Origin of the sequence: Streptomyces durocortorensis, assembly GCF_031760065.1 — a bacterium.
Lineage (GTDB): Bacteria > Actinomycetota > Actinomycetes > Streptomycetales > Streptomycetaceae > Streptomyces.
In genome coordinates this window covers 6,402,378-6,420,182 of sequence record NZ_CP134500.1, presented here as the reverse complement: position 1 = coordinate 6,420,182, position 17,805 = coordinate 6,402,378, and the positions used below count along the sequence as shown (strand labels likewise).

Sequence of the window (17,805 nt, the reverse complement as noted above, 5' to 3'; positions counted from 1 at the left end):
GCTGGAGGCAGCACGGTGCACGGTGAGTACAAGGTTCCCGGCGGCAAGCTGGTCGTGGTGGACCTGGACGTCGAGGGCGGGGCGCTGCGGAACGTCCGCGTCGCCGGGGACTTCTTCCTCGAACCCGACGAGGCGATCCTCGCGATCGACGCGGCCCTGGAGGGTGCCCCGGCCAACACCGACACGGCCGGGCTGGCGGCCCGGATCGAGGCGGCGCTGCCCGAATCCACGGTGATGCTCGGGCTGAGCGCGGAGGGCGTCGCCACCGCCGTACGACGGGCGCTGGCGCGGGCCACGGAGTGGTCCGACTACGACTGGCAGCTGATCCACGAGGCCCCGCAGTCGCCCGCGCTGCACATGGCGCTCGACGAGGTGATCACCGCGGAGGTGGCGGCGGGCCGCCGTCCGCCGACGCTGCGGGTCTGGGAGTGGGACTCCCCCGCCGTGATCATCGGCAGCTTCCAGTCACTGCGCAACGAGGTCGACCCGGCGGGTGTGGAGCGGCACGGTGTGAACGTCGTGCGCCGGATCTCGGGCGGTGGCGCGATGTTCGCCGAGCCGAGCTCCACCATCACCTACTCGCTGGCCGTGCCGCAGTCGCTGGTGTCGGGCCTCTCGTTCGCCGACAGCTACGCCTATCTGGACGACTGGGTGCTCGAAGCCCTCGCGGACATGGGCATCAAGGCCTGGTACCAGCCGCTCAACGACATCGCCACCGAGGTCGGCAAGATCGCGGGGGCGGCGCAGAAGCGGGTGGTGGGGCCCGACGGCGGTCCGGGGGCGGTGCTGCACCACGTGACGATGGCGTACGACATCGACGCCGACAAGATGCTGGAGGTGCTGCGGATCGGGAAGGAGAAGCTGTCCGACAAGGGCACCCGGTCCGCGAAGAAGCGCGTCGACCCGCTGCGGCGGCAGACGGGGCTACCCCGCCAGGCGGTGATCGAGCGCATGATCGGCTCCTTCCGCAAGCGGCACGGGCTGACCACGGGCGGCGTGACGGACGCCGAGCTGGCCCGCGCCGAGGAGCTCGTACGGACCAAGTTCGGTTCGCCCGAGTGGACGGCCCGGGTGCCGTAACGAAGGCCCCCGGCGCGCAGGGCATGAACACCGATGCCCAGGACGCCTGCACCCCGGCGTGAAAGCCCGCGCTGACCTTCGGGGGTGCCGCGTGCGTCGTGCGCCCGGACTGCTACCTCAGCGCCTGCCTCCGACGCCCCACGGTCGGGGAGCTGAAGGAGGCGCTGGGGAGGGTCTTCGACCCGTGAAGGCGAGAGCCTCGCTGCGGAAGGGCCCAGGAGGTCGCCGGCGGCCCTCCCGCAGCGGGGCGGTCTGTCACGGCAGGAGACTGCCGCCCGACTACTTCGGCATCAGCACCGTGTCGATGATGTAGACAGTGGCGTTGGCGGTCGGGACGTTGCCGCAGACCACGCCGGCGCTGTCGTTGACCTGGTACGACTCACCGGAGCCTGACGTGGTCAGCGTGCTCTTCTGCAGCGTGTCGAACGTGCCGCTCTCCAGCTGCTGCGGGGTGAGCTTCTCCCCCACCACGTGGTAGGTGAGGATCTTGGTGAGCATGGCCTTGTCGTTGAGGACCGCGTCCAGGTCGGCCTTCGGGATCTTGGCGAAAGCGTCGTTGGTGGGCGCGAACACCGTGATGTTCTCGGCGTTGTTGAGGGTGTCGACGAGGCCGGCCTTCTGCACGGCGGCGACAAGTGTGGACAGCGCGGGGTTGTTGGAGGCGGCGGTGGCGACCGGGTCCTGGGCCATGCCGTCGAAGCTGCCCGCGCCGTCCTTCGGGACGCCGGCGCAGGCCGGGCCGAACGGCTTGTCCGTCGACGTGTCGTCACCGGCGGCCGGCTTTGACTCCTCGGGAGTCGAGCTCGCGGCGGAAGCGCTGTCGGACGCCTTGTCCGAGGTGTCCTCGGCGCAGGCGGTCAGCGACAGGGGCAGCAGGACCGCGGCGACGACGGCGACGGCTGCACGGCGGTGGCGAAGGGCGTTCATGGAATTCTCCTGGATTGTCGGTACGGGAAAACGGGACGGTTCGTATGGGGCAAGGGAATGCCGTCTGGCTGGGAATGGAGCAGTGCAGATGGAAGGGTCTGTTGGGATCAGTCGACGGAGACCACGACGGAGTGCCAGCCACTGGCACCGTCCGGGACGGTCTTGGTGCGCTTCTCGGTCTGGACCGCGCCCGTGCCGTCGGTGGCGCGGACGGTGAGGGTGTGGCCGCCGGGGGTGGCCTGCCAGGGGTAGGACCACTGGCGCCAGGCGTCGACGGTGCTCTGCTCGGCCAGCTGGGCCGGGCGCCACGGGCCGTCGTCGACGCGGATCTCGACCTTCGAGATCCCCCGGTGCTGGGCCCAGGCCACTCCGGCCACCATGACCGTGCCGGCCCCGGGACGGCCGAAGGGCTTGGGGGTGTCGATCCGGGACTGGGTCTTGATCGGGGCCTTGCGGGCCCACTTGCGCTTCACCCAGTACGCGTCGTACTCGTCGAAAGTGGTGAGCTCGATGTCCTCGATCCACTTGCAGGCCGAGACGTACCCGTAGAGGCCGGGGACGAGCATGCGGACGGGGAACCCGTGGACGAAGGGAAGCGGTTCGCCGTTCATGCCCACGGCGAGCATCGCGTCCCGGCCGTCCATGACGTCCTCGACGGGAGTGCCGAGCGTCATGCCGTCCACCGAGCGGGCGATGATCTGGTCGGCCTTGCCGCCCCGGGACGGCGGCTTGACGCCCGCCTCCTTGAGCAGGTCGGCCAGGCGTACCCCGATCCACCTGGCGTGGCCGATGTAGGGGCCTCCGACCTCGTTGGAGACGCAGCAGAGGGTGATCTCACGCTCGATCAGGGGGCGTTCCAGCAGGTCCTGGTAGGTGAACTCCCGGTCTCGGCGTACGCCCTTGCCGTGGATGCGCAGCCGCCAGGTGTTCGCGTCGACCTTGGGGACCACCAGGGCGGTGTCGACCCGGTAGAACTTGTTGTTGGGGGTGGTGAACGGGGGCAGGCCGGGCACCCGTAGCCGGGCTCCCGCAGGGATCGGCTGCGCGGGTGAAGCCGGGGCGGGCAGCCGGACAGCCGTGCGGGAGGCGACGGCGTCCTGACTGCTCCGGCCGTTCAGCGTCCGGCCGACCGCTCCGGCGACGGTGGAGGCGGCGGCCGCGGCGGTGGCGGCGATCAGGAAGCCCCGCCGGTCCCAGCCGCTCTCCTCGTACGCGTGCTGCTCCTCCCCCGAGATCCGGCGCGGCCGGGTGAGACTGCCGATGAGGACGTACAGCAGGACCGCCCCGGCCGCCGCTCCCACCAGCGATGGGAGTCCGTCGACCAGGCCGGTGGAGTCCGGGCGGCTGACGGCGGCGGCGGCGCCGACCACACCGAAGGCGAGGACGGCGGCGGAACCTGCACGGCGGTGGCGCAGGGCCAGCACGCCGACGGCGAGGGCGAAGAGGGCGAGCGTGACTACGATGCCGAGCTGCAGGACGAACTTGTCGCTCTCGCCGAAGTTCCGGATCGCCCAGTCCTTCACACCGGCGGGCGTCCGGTCGATGGCCGCCCCGCCGACCGCCGTCACGGGGCTCGCCTCGGGCCTGACGGCAGCCGACACGAGCTCGGCGACGGTCAGTGCGGCGAATCCCGCCAGCAGTCCGCTGAGGGCTGCGAGCGTTTCGCGGGCAAGGGTTGTCCGGGTGATCCTCACGGCCGTCATTCGGAGCCGTGGGCCAGGCGGATTGGTCGTTCACCCGATCACATGAAACCGGTGGGTCCGTTGTGCGTCGGGGGCGTATGTGGGCTAAGGGGGCCCGAGAGGCAGGCGGGGACACCCGGAGACGCGAACCGCCCCGGCGGGCACAGGGCCGGCCGGGGCGGAACGGTGGGCGGAAGCGTCCGCCCCTCACCAGGTCAGACGAGGCTCGCGATCGCCTGGTTGAACGTGGCGGACGGCCTCATGACCGAGGCGGCCTTGGCCGGGTCGGGCTGGTAGTAGCCGCCGATCTCGGCCGGGGAGCCCTGCACCGCGATCAGCTCGGCGACGATGGTCTCCTCCTGCTCGGCCAGGGTCTTGGCGAGCGGGGCGAACGCCTCGGCGAGCTTGGCGTCGTCGGTCTGCTGCGCCAGCTCCTGGGCCCAGTAGAGGGCCAGGTAGAAGTGGCTGCCGCGGTTGTCGATGCCGCCGAGGCGACGGCTGGGCGACTTGTCCTCGTTGAGGAAGGTGCCGGTCGCCCGGTCCAGGGTGTCGGCGAGGACCTGGGCCCGCGCGTTGTCCGTGGTGGTGGCCAGGTGCTCGAAGCTGACCGCGAGGGCCAGGAACTCGCCCAGGCTGTCCCAGCGGAGGTAGTTCTCCTTGACGAGCTGCTGGACGTGCTTGGGGGCCGAGCCGCCCGCGCCCGTCTCGAAGAGGCCGCCGCCGTTCATCAGCGGGACGACGGAGAGCATCTTCGCGCTGGTGCCGAGCTCCAGGATCGGGAAGAGGTCGGTGAGGTAGTCGCGCAGCACGTTGCCGGTGACGGAGATGGTGTCCTCGCCGCGGCGGATGCGCTCCAGGGAGAAGGCGGTGGCCTCCTCCGGGGTCTTGATGGAGATGTCCAGGCCGTCGGTGTCGTGGTCGGCGAGGTACGTGGTGACCTTGGCGATCAGGTTGGCGTCGTGGGCGCGGCCCTCGTCCAGCCAGAACACCGCCGGATTGCCGGTGGCGCGGGCACGGGTGACGGCGAGCTTGACCCAGTCCTGGATCGGCGCGTCCTTGGTCTGGCACATCCGGAAGATGTCACCGGCGCCGACGGCCTGCTCCAGCACGACGTCGCCGTTCGTGTCGACGACGCGCACGGTGCCGGTGGCGGGGATCTCGAAGGTCTTGTCGTGGCTGCCGTACTCCTCGGCCTTCTGCGCCATCAGACCGACGTTGGGCACCGAGCCCATGGTCGACGGGTCGAAGGCGCCGTTGGCGCGGCAGTCGTCGATGACGACCTGGTAGACACCGGCGTAGCTGCTGTCCGGGAGGACGGCGATGGTGTCGGCCTCGTTGCCGTCCGGGCCCCACATGTGGCCGGAGGTGCGGATCATGGCGGGCATGGAGGCGTCGACGATGACGTCACTGGGGACGTGCAGGTTGGTGATGCCCTTGTCGGAGTCGACCATCGCGAGGGCGGGGCCCTCGGCGAGCTCGGCCTCGAAGGACGCCTGGATCTCGGCGCCCACGTTCGGCAGGGAGCCCAGGCCCTTGAGGATGCCGCCCAGGCCGTCGTTCGGGGTGAGACCGGCGGCGGCGAGCTGGTCGCCGTACTTGGCGAAGGTGTTGGGGAAGAAGGCGCGGACCGCGTGGCCGAAGATGATCGGGTCGGAGACCTTCATCATGGTGGCCTTGAGGTGCACGGAGAACAGCACACCCTCGGCCTTGGCGCGGGCGACCTGCGCGGTGAAGAACTCGCGCAGCGCGGCGACGCGCATGACGGCCGCGTCGACGACCTCGCCCTTGAGGACGGGTACCGACTCGCGGAGCACGCTGGTGGTGCCGTCGTCGCCGTGCAGCTCGATGCGGAGCGAGCCGTCCTCGGCGATGACCGCGGACTTCTCGGTGGAGCGGAAGTCGTCGACGCCCATGGTCGCGACGTTCGTCTTCGAGTCGGCCGACCAGGCGCCCATGCGGTGCGGGTGGGCCTTGGCGTAGTTCTTGACGGACGCGGGGGCACGGCGGTCCGAGTTGCCCTCGCGCAGCACCGGGTTCACGGCGCTGCCCTTGACCTTGTCGTAGCGGGCGCGGACGTCCTTGTCCTCATCGGTCTGCGGGTCGTCCGGGTAGTCCGGAAGCGCGTAGCCCTGCTCCTGGAGCTCGGCGATGGCCGCCTTGAGCTGCGGGATCGACGCCGAGATGTTGGGCAGCTTGATGATGTTCGCGCCGGGCGTCCTGGCCAGCTCGCCGAGCTCGGCGAGTGCGTCATCGATACGCTGCTCGGCCTTCAGCCGCTCCGGGAAACTGGCGATGATCCGGCCCGCGAGGGAGATGTCACGGCGCTCCACCGTGACTCCTGCGGTCGAGGCGTAGGCCTCGATCACGGGCAGGAGCGAATAGGTCGCCAGGGCAGGGGCCTCGTCGGTGTGCGTATAGATGATGGTCGAGTCAGTCACCGGGTGCTCCGCTCCACGTCTGCAACATTGCTTGACATCAAGATATCTCCTCGCCGCGCGGGGCTCCACAAGGCCCCCGCACGGCTTTGCGGTACCGCGGGGTGCCACGGGCCCGGAGCCCGGTCCTCCGCCGCCCGTGACCGGGGCTCGACCGGCCCGGGCTCGCAGGCGGACACCACGAGCTGGGCCCGGCCGCGGGTGCCGGGCTTGATCATCGCTCGGCTCACGTGCCTCTTGGCGGTGTACGGGCCGACTCCCGTGCGGGCGGCGAACTCCTCGTCGCCGAGACCCCGGGCGGCCTGCGCGGTGACCCCACGGTCGCGGCGGGTGAGGGTCTCCAGGCCGGGGGCGGTGGCGCGGTCCGGGCCTGAGCGTGGTGTGTCAGGCGGGCGGCCGGTGCTCGTACCAGCGCCGGTCGTCCTCCAGCTGGGCGGCCAGGGCGATCAGCCGCGCCTCGCTGCGGGAGGGGCCGAGGAGCTGGGCGCCGACGGGGAGACCGGTGCTGGTGAAGCCGGCCGGGACGTTCACGCCGGGCCAGCCGAGGACGTTCCAGGGCCAGGCGTACGGGCACGCGGCCGCCATCGCGAGGTCGGTGCGCCAGGCGCTGAGGTCGTCGAACCGGCCGATACGCGGCGGCGGGGCGGCCGTGGTCGGGGTGAGGAGCACATCGAACCCGGAGGCGTCGAAGAGCGCCCCGATCCGGCGGTGCTGGCGCACTTCGCGGGCGCGGGCGGCCCGCACCGCCCGTCCGCCGAGACGTGTCCCGGTCCGCTGGGCGCTGCGGGTGCGGGGGTCGAGCAGGGCCGGTTGGGGTTGGCGGGCGGCGAACTCGGCGATGCCCGCCGTGGCGCGGGGCACGAAGGCGAGGCCGATCAGTCCGTACCGGGGGCGGGCCTCCTCTACGTGGTGGCCGAGCCGGGCGAGGGCCTCGGCCAGCTCGGTGACGGCCCGGCGCACCTCGGGGTCCGGGGCCGCTCGGGTGAGGGTGAGCGGGGGCCGCCAGGCGAGGGCGATGCGCAGGCGGCCCGGGTCGCGTCGGGCGGCCTCGGCGGCGCGGACGGCGGGCGGACGGTGCAGGTCCTCCGGGTGCGCGCCCGCGGCCGCGTCCAGCAGGAGCGCCGCGTCGGCCACCGTACGGGCGAGGGGGCCGTTGACGGTGAGGCCCTGGAAGGCGTCGTGGTGCGGGTGCACCGAGATGCGGCCGCGCTGGGGCTTGATGCCGACGAGATGGGTCCAGGCGGCGGGGATGCGGACGGACCCGGCCCCGTCCGAGCCGAGGGCGGCGGGGACGAGCCCGGCGGCGACGGCGGCCGCCGATCCGCCGGAGGAGCCGCCCGGGGTGTGCGCGGGGTTCCAGGGGTTGCGGGTGGCGCCGAACGCGGGGCCCTCGGTGAACGGCCACTGGCCCAGTTCGCAGGAGTTGGCCTTGCCGACGACGATCGCCCCGGCCGCGCGCAGCCGGCGCACCGCCTCGCTGTCGGCGGTGGCAGGGGGCCGTTCGCCGTCGCAGCCGAAGTGGGTGGGCAGGCCCGCGACATCGGTGTCGTCCTTGACGGCGACGGGGACGCCGAGGAGCGGCAGCCGCTCCCCCGCCGCGAGTCTGCGGTCGGCTTCGGCGGCCTCCGCCAGGGAGGCTTCGGCCCGCACATGTCGGAAGGCGTTGAGGGTGGATTGCGTCGCCTCGATCCGGGCGAGCGCGTCGGCGACGAGGGCGGTGGAGGTGGTGGCTCCGTCGGCGATCCGGCCCGCGCTCTCGGCGAGGCCGGGCACCGGCGCCGGGGCGGGGTCCGGACGGAGGGTCCGGCCGGGGTGCGGCCGCGGGGCCGGTCCGGTCTGCTCGGTGGGCTCCGCTGAGGACATGGGCGTGCCGCCTCCCTCGTAACCGTGGGGCCGACCGGTCGTCCCGGCTGCACCCACCCGTACTTACTGGAGGGTAACGAGAGGAGGCGGCCCGCTCAAGCAGTGCGGCCGCGAAGGCCGTTCCCGGCCCTACCGCCAGGGCGTCACGGGCGGACGTGGATCTCGCCGATGCCGGTGCCGAACTTCCCGCAGTGGGCGGTGGACTGGCCGGACTCGCCGGGCCTCAGGGTGACGTGGTTGCCGTCGACGTCCGGGGACCAGCCGCACACCAGGTGGACCCAGAAGGTCTGCGTCCGGCTGCCGTTGTTGCGACAGAGCGCGAAGCCCGTGTAGTCGTCGATGGCGTGCTTGCCGGTGTCGCACGAGAGGCCGGGCGGAATCGCGGCCGGGGCGGCGGTGGCGGTCACGGCGGTGACCGGGACGGCCAGCGCGGCCGCCATGGAGGCGGCGGCTACGGTCCGCCGGGCCGACCGGAGCCGCTTGTTCCCCGTGAACAGCTTCATGGTTCTCCTTACATGGTTTACGTGGTCTACGTGGTTTTACGCGGCGGGTGCCTAACGCGATCCCTGGTGGGATCACCGCAGCCATGCCCACCCTCCGTAATCAGAAACGCCTTCACTCCTGACGCTCCGTATGCGCGCCGGGCGGCGCCCCTACGGTCGGCGTACGCTCGAATGTGCCGGTTCTCATGGAGCGCACTCCCCTGACCGGGGCGTTTTCGAGGAGGCGACGTGAGCGGACACCGCTGGGCCGCACGTGCGGCGGCAGGAACGGCGGCCGTAGCCCTCACCCTGACGAGTGGTGCGGTCGCGCAGGCCGATGACGACATCGACTCGCTCAGCGCCGAGGAGATCGTCGACCGCTCGCGCGACGCCCTGCTCGGCGTCTCGTCCCTGCATCTGAGCGCACGCGGCAGCCTCGACGGCAGCGGCTCGGACGTGAGCCTCGACCTCACGCTCGACCGCGAGGGCAACTGCGCCGGCGGGGTCGACATGGGCGACGAGGGGTCGGTGGAGATCGTCAAGCGCGGCAACGACGTATGGCTGAAACCGGACGCCGCCTTCTGGGAGACCCATGTGCCCATCGGCGGCTCGGCCTTCGACGCGATCCTCGACGGCCGCTACATGAAGGCCGAGGCCGACCATCCGCGACTGCTCACGGTGACCGAGGTCTGCGATCTCGACACCTTCCGCGAACTGATCGAGGACAACGCCGATGTGGCGGACCGGGGCACGCTGACGAAGGGCGAGAGGACCGAGGTGAACGGCGCGCCCGCGGTTCCGGTGACCCGGGCCGAGGGCCGCGAGCGGGTGACGGCCTACGTGGCCGCCGAGGGCGAGCCGTACCCGGTGCGGATCACCGTGCGGGACGCCTCCGAGGAGGGGACCGTGAACTTCTCCGGCTTCAACAGGCCAGTGCCCACGGCCACTCCGTCGGCGGACGAGACGGTGGATGTCACGGCCCTGCTGGGCCGCAGCATCAAGCCCGTCTGAGCTCAGCCCGGCGGGTCAGCGCCACGTACGGCAGCAACGAGGACGTGAGCCCGACCGCCCGGCCGTGGTCGGCGAGCGGTCTGAGGAGCGGGATCAGTCCGTCGGAGGGGAAGGGGGCCCTTCCCGGGGCCGAGTGGGAGCCGCCGACTCGGCCGGGGGCGCGGTCAGTCGGTCAGCCGGTCAGGGCGGGGATGATCGCGGCGCCGTACGCGTCGATCGTCGCCTCCCGGGCATCGTGCATGTTGTAGACGGCGAACTGGTCGACGCCCAGGTCCCTCAGGTGGCGCAGCTTCTCGATGTGCGCCTCGGCGGGACCCAGCAGGCAGAACCGGTCCACGATCTCGTCAGGCACGAAGGCGGTGTCCGGGTTGCCGGAGCGCCCGTGGTGGCTGTAGTCGTAACCGTGCCGGTCCTTGATGTACGCGGTCAGCGCCTCGGGCACCAGACCCGAGTGCTCGCCGTAGCGGGCGACCAGGTCCGCGACGTGGTTGCCGACCATCCCGCCGAACCACCGGCACTGCTCCCGGGCGTGGGCGAGGTCGTCGCCGACGTACGCGGGCGCGGCGACGCAGATGGTGACGGCCTCGGGGTCCCGTCCGGCGTCGGCCGCCGCGTCCCGTACCGCCTTGATCATCCACTCGGTGAGGAAGGGGTCCGCGAGCTGGAGGATGAACCCGTCCGCCTTCTGCCCGGCCAGGGCGAGGGCTTTGGGCCCGTACGCCGCCATCCACACCGGCAGCCGCCCGTCCTTCACCCAGGGGATCTGGAGCGGCTGCCCGTCGACCGTCGCCTCCCGGCCCTCGGCGAGGTCCCGGATGACGTCGATGGCCTCGCCGAGGCGGGCCAGGGTGTTGGGGCGGCGGCCCGCGACGCGCATCGCGGAGTCGCCGCGCCCGATGCCGCAGACGGTGCGGTTGCCGTACATGTCGTTGAGGGTGGCGAAGGTGGAGGCGGTGACCTCCCAGGTGCGGGTGCCCGGGTTGGTGACCATGGGGCCCACGGTGAGGCGTTCGGTGTGCTCCAGGATGCGGCTGTAGATGACGAACGGCTCCTGCCAGAGCACCGCCGAGTCGAAGGTCCAGCCGTAGCGGAAGCCGTTTCGCTCGGCGCGGCGCATCAGGCCGACGACGGCCGAGGCGGGCGGGTCGGTCTGGAGGACGAGTCCGAAGTCCATGACGGGATCTCCTATCCAGGTACTGACAGGCAGCTAGTCCAGGTACTGACAGGTGGCGCGGGGGGTGTACATGCCGTGTCCGGCACGGCCGGTGAACTTCCGTCCGTCGATGACGGGTTCGCCGCGCGAGAGGACGGTCTCGACCTGTCCGGTGATGCGTTTGCCCTCGTACGCCGAGTAGTCGACGTTCATGTGGTGGGTCTCGGCGGAGAGGACGTGCTCGGCGGCCGGGTCGTAGATGACGATGTCCGCGTCGGCTCCCGGGGCGATGGTGCCCTTCTTCGGATAGAGGCCGAACATCCGGGCCGGGGAGGCGCAGGCGATCTCGATCCAGCGGCGGCGGGTGATGTGCCCGTCCACCACGGCCTGGTGCAGCAGGTCCATGCGGTGCTCGACGCCCGGCATGCCGTTGGGGATCTTGGAGAAGTCCCCGCGGCCCATCTCCTTCTGGCCCGAGAAGCAGAACGGGCAGTGGTCGGTGGAGACGACCTGGAGTTCATTGGTGCGAAGACCCCGCCACAGGACTTCCTGGTGCTCCTTGGGGCGCAGCGGGGTGGAGCAGACGTACTTGGCACCCTCGAAGTCCGGCTCGGCGAGGTTGTCGGTGGACAGGAACAGGTACTGCGGGCAGGTCTCGCCGTAGACCGGGAGGCCCTTGTGGCGGGCGGCGGCGATCTCCTCCACGGCCTCGTCGGCGGAGACGTGGACGACGTAGAGGGGAGATCCGGCGACCCGGGCGAGCTGGACGGCGCGATGGGTGGCCTCGGCCTCCAGGGCGACCTTGCGGACGTCTCCGTGGTATCGGGGGTCGGTGCGGCCGGCGGCGAGCGCCTGCTCGACCAGGACGTCGATGGCGATGCCGTTCTCGGCGTGCATCATGATCAACCCGCCGTTGCCCGCGGCTTGTTGCATGGCCCGCAGGATCTGGCCGTCGTCGGAGTAGAAAACCCCCGGGTAGGCCATGAACAGCTTGAAGGAGGTCACCCCTTCGGAGACGAGGCGGTCCATCTCCCTGAGCGAGGAGGGGTTCACGTCGGCGAGGATCATGTGGAAGGCGTAGTCGATGGCGCAGTTGCCGTCGGCCTTCCCGTACCAGGAGTCCAGCCCTTCGCGCAGCGAACGGCCCACGCCCTGGATCGCGAAGTCGACGATGGTGGTGGTGCCGCCCCAGGCCGCGGCCCGGGTTCCGGTCTCGAAGGTGTCGGCGGCGTACGTTCCGCCGAACGGCATCTCCATGTGGGTGTGGGCGTCGACGCCGCCCGGGATGACGTACTTCCCGGTGGCGTCGATCCGCCGGTCGGCGCTCCAGCTCTCGGCGGCGTCGGTCCCGTGGGCGGCGAGCGCGGCGATGCGGCCGCCCTCGATGAGGACGTCGGCGTGGATCTCGTCGGACGCTGTGATGACCAGGCCGCCGTGGATGACGGTGCGGCTCATGGGTTCCTCCTCACTGCGGGGCGCCCCGCCGGCCTCCTGGGCGTACGGCGGGGCCGCCCCGCGCGGCGGTTGATACGTACGGCGCACGGGCCTGCGGGGCGGGTCAGCCCGCCGCGTGCAGGGCGTCCGCGAGGATGGCCGCGCCCTCCTCGGCCTCGGCGACGGTCAGGGTCAGCGGCGGGGCGATCCTGAGCACGCTGGTGCTGTGGCCGCCGCCCTTGCCGATGAGCAGTCCGCCCTCCCGGGCCGCTTCGAGGACGGCTGCCGCGGCTTCCGGGTCGGCCTCGTCGGTGCCGGGCTTCACCAGCTCGACGCCGATCATCAGGCCCCGGCCGCGCACTTCGCGTACGGCGGGGCAACCGGCGGCGATGCCGCGCAGCCGTTCGATGAGGAGCCCGCCGACACGCCGCGCGTTGCCCTGGAGGTCGTGCTCCAGGAGGTACGAGAGGTTGGCGAGCGACGCGGCCATGGTGATGGGTGAACCACCGAACGTGGAGATGGAGTTGGCGTCGAGGCAGTTCATCACCTCGGCGCGGGCCACGACTCCGCCCACCGACATGCCGTTACCGATGCCCTTGGCGAAGGTGAGGATGTCCGGCGGGCCGTGCTCCGCGTGCGCCTGCCAGCCCCAGAAGTGCTCGCCGGTACGGCCCCAGCCGGTCTGGACCTCGTCGGAGATCCACAACACGCCGTGCCGGTCCAGGACTTGGCGGAAGGCGGCGAACAGCCCGTCGGGCGGCGAGGTGAAGCCGCCGACGCCCTGGATGGGTTCGGCGATCAGGGCGGCGGGGCGGCGGGTGTGCCCGAGGAGGTCTTCCAGGTCGGCGACGCACGCCTTGATGAAGCGCTCGTCGCTCAGCTCGGCGTACGGCCCCCGGCTGCGGACTCCGCCGTGGACGTACAGGGTCTGGAGCGGGGAGAGATTCGTCGGCGACCAGGCCTGGTTCCCGGTGATCGAGACCGTCGAGAACGACCGGCCGTGGTAGCTGTTGCGCATCGCGAGGATCTGGCTGGACCGGCGGTACGCGGTGGCGAGCAGCAGCGCGGTGTCGTTGGCCTCTGTGCCCGAGGTGGTGAAGAAGACCCGGGCGTCGGGGATGCCGGAGAGGGTGGCGATCCGCTCGGCCATCTCCACCATGGGACGGTTGAGGTAGAGGGTGGAGGAGTGGACGATCCGCCCGGCCTGCTCGGCGACCGCCTTGGTGACCTCGGGCAGGGCGTGGGCGGTCATCGTGGTGAGGATGCCGCCGAAGAAGTCCAGGTAGCGGTTGCCGTCCGCGTCCTGGACATGGCGGCCCTCGCCGTGGGTGAGTTCGATGGGGTGGCGGTAGTAGAGGGCCAGCCATTCGGGGCTGACGGCGCGGTGGCGGTCGTACAGTCCGGTCACGGCTCCACCAGCCCGTCGTAGGCGTCGGGCCGTCGGTCCCGGTAGAACGCCCACTGCTGGCGGACTTCCTCGATCAGGCCGAAGTCCAGGTCGCGGACGAGGAGTTCCTCCTCCTTGTCGCTGGCGACGTCGCCGACGAACTGGCCGCGCGGGTCGACGAAGTAGCTCGTGCCGTAGAAGTCGTTGTCGCCGTACTCCTCCTGGCCGACGCGGTTGATCGCGGCGACGAAGTACTCGTTGGCGACGGCGGAGGCCGGCTGCTCCAGCTGCCAGAGATAGCTGGAGAGGCCTCGCGAGGTGGCCGACGGGTTGTAGACCAACTGGGCTCCGTTGAGGCCAAGTTGCCGCCACCCCTCGGGGAAGTGCCGGTCGTAGCAGATGTAGACGCCGACCTTGCCGACGGCAGTGTCGAAGACGGGCCAGCCGGCGTTGCCGGGCTTGAAGTAGTACTTCTCCCAGAAGCCCTTGACCTGCGGGATGTGGTGCTTGCGGTACTTGCCGAGATACGAGCCGTCGGCGTCGATCACGGCCGCGGTGTTGTAGTAGAACCCGGTCTGCTCGATCTCGAAGACCGGCACGACGACGACCATCCCGGTCTCCCGGGCCAGGTCCCGCATCCGCCGGACGGTCGGCCCGTCGGGCACCGGTTCGGCCCAGCGGTAGTGCTCGGGCTCCTGAACCTGGCAGAAGTAGGGGGCGTTGAACACCTCCTGGAAGCCGATGATCTTCGCCCCCTGCCGGGCGGCCTCGCGCGCGTGCTCCTCGTGCTTGGCAATCATGGATTCGGTGTCGCCGGTCCAGGTCGCCTGGACGAGTGCGGCGCGTACGACGTGGGACATGAGCTGCTCCTTCGACGCGGCGTCAGAGAGCCTGCACGCGTTCTCTACGCACGTAGATCGGTGCATGGATGGAGAACGTAAGCCCCGTGGTCCGGCGGGGCAAGACCATCGCCGTGAACCGACGGAGTCGATCATGTTTCGCACCCGAGCGGTCCACAACGGACGCGGTACCGATCGCCGGGCAGCACGCGCCGGGCGTTCAGACCCCCGGCACGCCCGCCACGCGCAACGCGTGCACCAGGTCCCACTCCCGCTCCGCGGACACCTCACGGGCGGCCGCCAGGAGGAGGGGCAGCAGCCGGGTGCCACCGCTCCCGGCGAGGGCGGCGGCCTCCTGCGGAGTGCGTACGCGGATGAAGGCGCCGAGCAGGTCCCGCGCCTCCCGTTCGCGGCCCGCGCCGTCCAGGGCGAGCGCCGCTTCGGCCACCTCGGCGGCGGGCCGGGCCACCCCCTGGCGCAACAGGAGCCCGCAGTCGTCGTCGCGCCCCGCGGCGGCCAGCGCGCCCGCCGCCGAGGCGAACCCGGCGGGCGGCAGCGAGGACACCTCCCAGAGCAGGGTCGTCCAGTCGGCGGAGAGGCCCGCCCGGTACAGGGCGACCGCGAGCACCGGCAGCCGGGCCGCGGGCCAGGCCGCGACCTCGCAGAGCACCACGTGCGCCTCGCCGCTGCGGCCCTCGGCGCGCAGCCGGACCAGCCGGGCGACGGCGGCGGCCACGGCCTGCCCGGCGGCCGGGTCCGGCAGGGCGTCCGGCGTACGGTCCCGCCCGGCCCGGTCCCGGCCCTCACGATTCCCTCCGCCCTCATCACCCGCGCCGCCGAAGCGGGCGCCGCGCGGGGCGGAGGCCCCGGGCCGCGCGGGGGCGGGCAGCACGGGCACCGGCGAGGGGGCGTAGCCGGTCGCCTCGTCGTCGACCTCCAGCCCGGCGAACCGGGCACCGCGCGGCTTCTTGCGCGAGGGCTCGGCGGCGGGGGCCGCAGACACGGCGGGCGCCACGCGCGGGCGACCGGGCGCAGGGGCGTCGGGCGCAGGGGCCGGGTACGCGGCCGGGGCGGGGGCCTCAGGCGCGGAGGCATACGCATCGGCCGCCACCCGGGGGTGGCCGACGGCAGGCTCCTCCGGCCCGGAGACATCCGCATCGGGCGCGACGCCCGGGCGGCCAGGGGCGGGGGCGGGGGCGGGGGCGGGGGCGGGCTGCGCATCCGGTGCCGGGGCAGGTCCGGCGTACGCGTCCGGCACAGTCACCGCCGCCAGCCGCTTGCGCAGTTCCGCGCAGCGCGCCGAGGCCCGCGCGTGGTCGTCGCGGGCCCAGGCCAGCGCCTCGGGGTCGGCCGGGTCCGTGTCGGCGGCCCCGGCGTCGCGCAGCCGTTGTGCCGCCCGGCCCTGCTCGCCGATCATCAACTCCAGCCGGTGGACGAGCTCCTGGCGTCCGCCGGGCCGCCGGTCGTGGGCGGTGGCGGAGGCCGAGTAGAGGGCGGCCGCCCGGACCGAGACCTGCTCGGCGAAGCGTGCGCCGTGCAGCGCAGCCAGGTCCGCGAGCAGGGACTCGACCACATCCCAGGGCGGGACCTCCACTCCGTCCAGGCAGGACCGCATGCCCGCCGGGTCGCGCCGGACGAAGACCCCGTACCAGCCGCGCCCGGGGTCCAGTCGCGCCGCCAGATCGCGTAGGTATCGCGCGAACTCTCCTACTTCCACCGCCTGCTGATACACCGTCATCGTCGCCCTCGCCGACCGTCGACTGGAACCTTCCAGTCCGGAGGCATTCGACCGCAGGTGTGTTACGGGACGGCTACGCGCAGCTTTCGGGCACACTGCGGCGGGAGCACGGCAGCCGCGTCGTGCGCCCCCCGCGCGCTCCGGCGAACGGACCCGGAAGGCGCGGAAGGCTCAGAACGTGACGGCGACCCCGGTGTGCGGGCGCTTGCCGAGCCGGGCGACCATGGCGGGCCAGTCGACCAGCCAGAACTTCCACGTGTACTTGCGGGCCAGCAGCTTGCGCACCGCACGGGTCGCGTCCTCGTCGAGGAGCGTGGCGGTGCCTTCGGCGCTCGGGGCCCCATCGGCGATCCGGCCCCGCACGTCGCAGACGGTCACGACGACCTTGCTGTTGTTGCGCAGCCGCTTGACCTTCCACGAGTCGGAGCGGGTCCAGACGTACAGCACACCACCCTCGGCGGCCGCCCAGACGGGCGTGGCGACGGGCGTGCCGTCCTTCCGGTAGGTGGTCAGGCTGACGTATTCGCTGCGGGCGAAGTCCTGGAGAGTCACGGGCGCGACCCTACGCCCTGCATGCCTCCGGAGGGGGCACTACGCGATCAGCGGCACCGCGACCGGTTCCGGTGCGCAGCCGCCGAGGATCTCGTCCAGGGAGAGGCCCAGCGCGCCGGCGAGGGCGGCCACGGTGAAGAAGGCCGGGGTCGGGGCGCGGCCGGTCTCGATCTTGCGGAGGGTCTCCGTGGAGATTCCGGCGCTCGCGGCGACGGCTGCCATGCTGCGCTCCCCGCGCGCTTCGCGGAGCAGCAGGCCGAGCCGCTCGCCGCGCAGGCGCTCTTCGGGGGTCAGGGGGGTGCGGACCATGCGGCCACCCTACCACGGTGCACCATTTCTATACCGTCATTACTATACCGCTTCGACCGGTATAGTAATGGGCATGGTTCACATCAAGACAGACACCGACATCGAAGCGATGCGCGAGGCCGGCCGGATCGTCGCGCAGATCCTGACCCGTACGCGGAAAGTCGCGGCGGTCGGCGTGACCCCGCGCCAACTGGACGAGGCGGCCCGCGAGGTGCTGAGCGAGGCCGGCGCCTCCTCGCCGTTCCTGAACTACCGGCCCCACTTCGCCTCCACGCCCTTCCCGGCCGTCGTCTGCGTCTCGGTCAACGACGCGATCGTGCACGGCATCCCCTCGGCCGAGCCGCTGCGGGACGGGGACCTGGTCAGCGTGGACACGGGCGCCCTCCTCGACGGCTGGGCGGGCGACTCGGCGGTCAGCTTCACCGTGGGCCGCGCCCGCCCCGCCGACACCCGGCTCATCGCCACCGCCGACCGGGCCCTGGAGGCAGGGATCGCCGCGGCAGTGGTGGGCAACCGCATCGGCGACATCGCCCACGCGATCGGCACGGTCTGCCGGGACGCGGGCTACGGGATCATGGAGGGTTACGGCGGGCACGGGATCGGCCGGTCCATGCACGAGGACCCGCCCGTGCCGAACGAGGGACGCCCGGGGCGCGGCATGCCGCTGCGGCACGGGATGGTCCTGGCGATCGAGCCCATGCTGATCGCCGGCGGCGGCGACGCGTTCCGCGAGGACCGGGACGGGTGGACACTGCGGACGGCCGACGGCACCCGAGCCGCGCACAGCGAGCACACGGTGGCGGTCACCGACGGCGGTCCGCGGGTCCTGACCGCGCTCTGACGCCGCTCTGGCCGGGCACCCGGCCGGGCTCCGACTGGGCTCTGACCGGGCACCGGCCGGGCCCGATCGACC

At 72.1% G+C, this 17,805-nt stretch carries 16 protein-coding genes and 1 pseudogene; 4 read left to right on the top strand and 13 right to left on the bottom strand.

The window, feature by feature from the left end; all coding sequences use genetic code 11:
• Positions 1-15 precede the first annotated feature (15 nt).
• Positions 16-1,080: a lipoate--protein ligase family protein gene (locus RI138_RS28365; RefSeq protein WP_311122165.1), complete on the top strand. Its 1,065-nt coding sequence runs from the start codon at positions 16-18 to the stop codon at positions 1,078-1,080.
• Between the two features lie 279 nt (positions 1,081-1,359).
• Here the strand turns inward: RI138_RS28365 and RI138_RS28360 are convergent, their stop codons facing one another.
• From RI138_RS28360 to RI138_RS28350, 3 genes are all read right to left on the bottom strand, one after another.
• A complete protein-coding gene (locus RI138_RS28360) occupies positions 1,360-2,007 on the bottom strand; it encodes a fasciclin domain-containing protein (protein WP_311122164.1) in 648 nt (215 codons plus the stop codon).
• A gap of 107 nt (positions 2,008-2,114) precedes the next feature.
• Positions 2,115-3,710, bottom strand: a complete 1,596-nt coding sequence (locus RI138_RS28355) for a molybdopterin-dependent oxidoreductase (protein ID WP_311122163.1) — start codon at positions 3,708-3,710, stop codon at positions 2,115-2,117.
• 194 nt (positions 3,711-3,904) lie between these two features.
• Positions 3,905-6,127, bottom strand: coding sequence for an NADP-dependent isocitrate dehydrogenase (locus RI138_RS28350; protein ID WP_311122162.1), 2,223 nt, complete (start codon positions 6,125-6,127; stop codon positions 3,905-3,907).
• 227 nt (positions 6,128-6,354) lie between these two features.
• Between RI138_RS28350 and RI138_RS32440 the strand changes: the two genes are divergently transcribed.
• Complete coding sequence (locus RI138_RS32440) at positions 6,355-6,498, top strand: hypothetical protein (RefSeq protein WP_398863911.1); 144 nt, start codon at positions 6,355-6,357, stop codon at positions 6,496-6,498.
• A gap of 10 nt (positions 6,499-6,508) precedes the next feature.
• On the opposite strand, the gene RI138_RS28340 is transcribed toward RI138_RS32440, so the two are convergent.
• Together RI138_RS28340 and RI138_RS28335 are read right to left on the bottom strand one after the other, a co-directional pair.
• A complete protein-coding gene (locus RI138_RS28340; RefSeq protein ID WP_311122161.1) occupies positions 6,509-7,987 on the bottom strand; it encodes an amidase in 1,479 nt (492 codons plus the stop codon).
• A 143-nt stretch (positions 7,988-8,130) separates the two neighbouring features.
• Positions 8,131-8,490 (bottom strand): hypothetical protein, encoded by a 360-nt coding sequence (locus RI138_RS28335; RefSeq protein ID WP_311122160.1) that lies wholly within the window; start codon positions 8,488-8,490, stop codon positions 8,131-8,133.
• Positions 8,491-8,718: 228 nt separating this feature from the next.
• On the opposite strand from RI138_RS28335, the gene RI138_RS28330 reads away from it, so the two are divergent.
• Entirely contained in the window at positions 8,719-9,480 is a 762-nt protein-coding gene (locus RI138_RS28330; protein ID WP_311122159.1) for a hypothetical protein, read from the top strand.
• On the opposite strand, the pseudogene RI138_RS28325 reads toward RI138_RS28330, so the two are convergent.
• The 8 genes and pseudogenes from RI138_RS28325 to RI138_RS28290 form a co-directional block, all read right to left on the bottom strand.
• Positions 9,467-9,628, bottom strand: a pseudogene (locus tag RI138_RS28325) (nitrate reductase); the annotation flags it as partial. The gene RI138_RS28330 and the pseudogene RI138_RS28325 sit on opposite strands and share 14 nt — an antisense overlap.
• A 24-nt stretch (positions 9,629-9,652) precedes the next feature.
• The gene (locus tag RI138_RS28320) at positions 9,653-10,654 is read right to left on the bottom strand and encodes a TIGR03842 family LLM class F420-dependent oxidoreductase (RefSeq protein WP_311122158.1); all 1,002 of its coding nucleotides are present in this window, start codon (positions 10,652-10,654) and stop codon (positions 9,653-9,655) included.
• 33 nt (positions 10,655-10,687) lie between these two features.
• Complete coding sequence (gene hydA / locus RI138_RS28315; RefSeq protein WP_311122157.1) at positions 10,688-12,088, bottom strand: dihydropyrimidinase; 1,401 nt, start codon at positions 12,086-12,088, stop codon at positions 10,688-10,690.
• A gap of 103 nt (positions 12,089-12,191) precedes the next feature.
• Entirely contained in the window at positions 12,192-13,475 is a 1,284-nt protein-coding gene (locus tag RI138_RS28310) for an aspartate aminotransferase family protein (protein ID WP_311122156.1), read from the bottom strand.
• Entirely contained in the window at positions 13,472-14,314 is an 843-nt protein-coding gene (locus tag RI138_RS28305; RefSeq protein ID WP_096625350.1) for a nitrilase-related carbon-nitrogen hydrolase, read from the bottom strand. Before RI138_RS28305 ends, RI138_RS28310 begins: the two co-directional genes overlap by 4 nt.
• A gap of 199 nt (positions 14,315-14,513) precedes the next feature.
• A complete protein-coding gene (locus RI138_RS28300) occupies positions 14,514-16,031 on the bottom strand; it encodes a hypothetical protein (RefSeq protein ID WP_311122155.1) in 1,518 nt (505 codons plus the stop codon).
• 171 nt (positions 16,032-16,202) lie between these two features.
• On the bottom strand, positions 16,203-16,583 hold the full coding sequence (locus RI138_RS28295) for a PPOX class F420-dependent oxidoreductase (protein ID WP_096625354.1): 381 nt from the start codon (positions 16,581-16,583) through the stop codon (positions 16,203-16,205).
• 39 nt (positions 16,584-16,622) lie between these two features.
• Positions 16,623-16,892 (bottom strand): helix-turn-helix domain-containing protein, encoded by a 270-nt coding sequence (locus RI138_RS28290; RefSeq protein WP_311122154.1) that lies wholly within the window; start codon positions 16,890-16,892, stop codon positions 16,623-16,625.
• Between the two features lie 73 nt (positions 16,893-16,965).
• On the opposite strand from RI138_RS28290, the gene map reads away from it, so the two are divergent.
• Complete coding sequence (gene map / locus RI138_RS28285) at positions 16,966-17,733, top strand: type I methionyl aminopeptidase (protein ID WP_096625522.1); 768 nt, start codon at positions 16,966-16,968, stop codon at positions 17,731-17,733.
• Positions 17,734-17,805 lie beyond the last annotated feature (72 nt).

Excerpts from the sequence above, each read along its gene's own strand:
- RI138_RS28360 (WP_311122164.1), bottom strand. The coding sequence starts at position 2,007 with ATGAACGCCCTTCGCCACCGCCGTGCAGCCGTCGCCGTCGTCGCCGCG.
- RI138_RS28355 (WP_311122163.1), bottom strand. The coding sequence starts at position 3,710 with ATGACGGCCGTGAGGATCACCCGGACAACCCTTGCCCGCGAAACGCTC.
- RI138_RS28340 (WP_311122161.1), bottom strand. The coding sequence starts at position 7,987 with ATGTCCTCAGCGGAGCCCACCGAGCAGACCGGACCGGCCCCGCGGCCG.
- RI138_RS28335 (WP_311122160.1), bottom strand. The coding sequence starts at position 8,490 with ATGAAGCTGTTCACGGGGAACAAGCGGCTCCGGTCGGCCCGGCGGACC.
- RI138_RS28320 (WP_311122158.1), bottom strand. The coding sequence starts at position 10,654 with ATGGACTTCGGACTCGTCCTCCAGACCGACCCGCCCGCCTCGGCCGTC.
- hydA (WP_311122157.1), bottom strand. The coding sequence starts at position 12,088 with ATGAGCCGCACCGTCATCCACGGCGGCCTGGTCATCACAGCGTCCGAC.
- RI138_RS28305 (WP_096625350.1), bottom strand. The coding sequence starts at position 14,314 with ATGTCCCACGTCGTACGCGCCGCACTCGTCCAGGCGACCTGGACCGGC.
- RI138_RS28300 (WP_311122155.1), bottom strand. The coding sequence starts at position 16,031 with ATGACGGTGTATCAGCAGGCGGTGGAAGTAGGAGAGTTCGCGCGATAC.
- RI138_RS28290 (WP_311122154.1), bottom strand. The coding sequence starts at position 16,892 with ATGGTCCGCACCCCCCTGACCCCCGAAGAGCGCCTGCGCGGCGAGCGG.
- map (WP_096625522.1), top strand. The coding sequence starts at position 16,966 with ATGGTTCACATCAAGACAGACACCGACATCGAAGCGATGCGCGAGGCC.